Raw genomic sequence first — 1,486 nt, 5'->3', positions numbered from 1 at the left:
ACAATCCCAATGAATTACAAGCCCTACTCTACCAGCCGTTAAGACGCATAACGCCGTTATAAAAGGCAGTGTTTGTGGAGTGGAGTTTTGGGGTAAAGTGGCGAAGCCACCCCAAAACGGAGCGCAGCAAACACTGTCCTTTTAATAACATTGTTAAGTAAGCCGCGCACATAACCACTTACGATGTAAATATACGCCTACACCTACCACTAATAGTAACTTACCAACAATACTCGAAAGAACTAAAAACAATACTAGCGGCAAGCTAAAGTAGAGCTTTAATGGTTTTTCTCTATACAGTTTTAACCCAGCTACGAGCATGAGCAGGGGCGTACCGATGGCCAAAATATACAATAAACCTAACGAAGTGTATGCACCTACATCTAATGCTGGCTGTGCCCAATTTAACCACGTATCATATATTCTTTCATATCGAATCCCGAGCATAGTAGCGTAATACGCCCCGCCCCCCAGCAATAGTATTCCATATTGCTTTATTAGTTTGTTCTGCACAACTACCTCGCGTACTTAACGCCGCAATTACCGGGCGGAACGGCGTTGATTTGTTTGCGCTAGCGTAGCGGTAAAGCGCAAACGAAGCAACGCAGTGGAGCTCCGGTAGATTGCTTTGTTAAATGCGCTTAGCACGGAAGCACCGTAAATGCCGAGCCTAATGCATTGGCTATGCCGTTTATTATTTCCGCTGTGACTCGTGCTTTATTAAGCGCAATATCAACTAATACGCCAAATATGACTGCGATATACGCCAAGTATCCAAAACCCATATAATCATTGTATAAAATGGTATAGAACCAATCTTGACCGTATATGTATATGGCTGATGATAAAACAGTAGCCAAAACTAAAAGAATCCCGGGTAAGAACAAGTGAGCCACAGCCTTGGGCTTAATGAAAGATACAACTAGGAGGGTAAGAAACATTAAAAAATTTGCCCCAAGAAATATACGTAGGTCAAATTTTAAATTACCAACAATTTCGATGTACTTTCCCTTTACGAGATTTCCGAGAGTATCCTGGGCGATTTCAATGTTCTTAATACGATCTAGATAACCTGAAGTAATTGACTGCGCTAAAGCCTTTTTTCGCTCACAATCATAGCCGCACATAGAGGCGATTACGCTCGCTATTTTCTCAGGTAGGTTGTTGTCTAGGTCTTCTTGTAACTGCTCTGATTCCAACCCAAGTTTATTAGCAATACTCAGTGCCTTATTTGCGATGGTAGAATCACTCAGTAGTTGCTGCTTTTCACGAACTTCCTTCTCTATTTGGTATTTCACAAATCCTTTTGTCGATTTCTCTATAATCTCGGGTGATACGAAAGTAATAGAGAAAAGAACCCCAAAAAGAAGAATTCCGAATAACCCGATTGATCGTAATGTGATACTCATAGTTCCCTTAGCATTTAACGCTTGGCTCACCAGCGCCCAGACCGGAGAGGCTTTTGTGGTAAAGTGTAGCGCAGCGA

The 1,486-nt window shown here is 42.1% G+C and carries 1 protein-coding gene; it reads right to left on the bottom strand.

What is annotated here, in order from left to right; all coding sequences use genetic code 11:
- Positions 1 to 641 precede the first annotated feature (641 nt).
- The coding region (locus tag IDZ20_RS05460; RefSeq protein WP_245792134.1) for a hypothetical protein at positions 642 to 1,486 on the bottom strand (845 nt) is incomplete at its 5' end.

This window comes from Teredinibacter waterburyi, assembly GCF_001922985.1.
Classification (GTDB): domain Bacteria; phylum Pseudomonadota; class Gammaproteobacteria; order Pseudomonadales; family Cellvibrionaceae; genus Teredinibacter; species Teredinibacter waterburyi.
This window is presented reverse-complemented; position numbering and strand designations above follow the sequence as displayed.